The organism is Haloferula sargassicola, from assembly GCF_040362925.1.
GTDB lineage: Bacteria > Verrucomicrobiota > Verrucomicrobiia > Verrucomicrobiales > Akkermansiaceae > Haloferula > Haloferula sargassicola.
This window is the reverse complement of the sequence record NZ_BAABRI010000050.1, coordinates 1-1,488: the sequence shown is the minus strand read 5'-3', so window position 1 is coordinate 1,488 and position 1,488 is coordinate 1. Positions and strand designations below refer to the sequence as shown.

Annotated in this window: 1 protein-coding gene; it reads left to right on the top strand. The window is 64.2% G+C overall.

All coding sequences use genetic code 11. From position 1 onward, the window contains the following. Positions 1 to 600: 600 nt before the first annotated feature. Positions 601 to 1,251 (top strand): transposase, encoded by a 651-nt coding sequence (locus ABXH26_RS20535; RefSeq protein WP_353568976.1) that lies wholly within the window; start codon positions 601 to 603, stop codon positions 1,249 to 1,251. Positions 1,252 to 1,488: the final 237 nt, after the last annotated feature.

Sequence of the window (1,488 nt, the reverse complement as noted above, 5' to 3'; positions counted from 1 at the left end):
GCCCGCCGGGCGGAGAATCTTGGAAAAGGACGGGGCGAAGCGATGGGAGACCTTGCAAGCCATGGCAACTCTAGGTCGGTCGCTGCCCACAGGGGGGCGGCGGGCATTGACCGCCGGGCGGGGCGGCGACGGTGAGGGACAGGAGAGAGCGACTTGGTGACCTGAGGAGCGATGGCTTTCAGGGACTCGAACCCACTCTCCCGGCACGCCCGCTGCAAAACCCCTGCCCGGCGGTCGATGCCCGCCGCCCCCGACGCGGTGCCCGCCGGGCAGGAGAATCTTGGAAAACGACAGGACAGAGCGGCTTGGTGACCTTGCAAGCCATGGCTTCCAAGGACTCGAACCCACTCTCCCGGCACGCCCGCTGCAAAACCCCTATCCGGCGGTCGATGCCCGCCGCCCCCGACGCGGTGCCCGCCGGGCAGGAGAATCTTGGAAAACGACAGGACAGAGCGGCTTGGTGACCTTGCAAGCCATGGCTTCCAAGGACTCGAACCCACCCTCCCAACACGCCCGCAGCAAAACCCCTGCCCGGCGGTCGATGCCCGCCGCCCCCCGGTTTCGCTCGGCATGCACTTCCCGGCTTGTTAGACTCGCCTCATGCCGGACTGGAGCGCGTTTCATTTCTTCCGGCGCGGAGCGGATCTCCAACGGAGCTTGAACCGCCTGCCCCATTGGCAACAGGAACAAGGCTGCCTTTTCGTGACCCTTCGCTTGGCGGATTCCCTCCCCGCGCGGCTTTTGGAAAAATGGAGAAATGAACGCGAGACATGGACCCGGTTTCACCTGCCTCCGTGGAACCAGGAGACCCAACATGAATACCACCGGCGATTCTCCATGCAGATCGAGCATTGGCTCGACGCAGGATATGGCGGGTGCGCGATGAAGGACCGTTGCGTATCAGGGATCGTCCGCGATGTCTTCCTCCACTTTGACGGCGACCGCTATCTCCAGCACGCTTTTGTGATCATGCCGAACCACGCTCATCTGCTGTTCTCCCTGGGGCACGGTCATGACTTGGGACAGGTTGTCGGATCGTGGAAAAGCGTCAGCGCAAAACGAATCCACCGCCATACCGGCGGATCGGGAGCGTTTTGGCAAAAGGACTACCATGACCGATTGGTCCGGGGGCCGGAGCATTTCCGTCGGGTTGCGAGGTATCTACGGAAGAACCACGAAGAGAGTAAGACGGCCCTCCTATGGGAAGCCCCGTGGCTCCAAGAGTGGCTGGACCGGGGCGGCGGGCATTGACCGCCGGGCGGGGCGGCGACGGTGAGGGTTAGGTGGACGGGCTTGGTGATCCGGGGAGCAATGGCTTTCAGGGACTCGAACCCACCCTACCAACACGCCCGCTGCCACAACCCTGCCCGGCGGTCGATGCCCGCCGCCCCCGACGCGGTGCCCGCCGGGCGGAGAATCTTGGAAAAGGACGGGGCGAAGCGATGGGAGACCTTGCAAGCCATGGCAACTCTAGGTCGGTCGCTGCCC

Coding starts and splice junctions, on each gene's coding strand:
- ABXH26_RS20535 (WP_353568976.1), top strand. CDS start 601: ATGCCGGACTGGAGCGCGTTTCATTTCTTCCGGCGCGGAGCGGATCTC.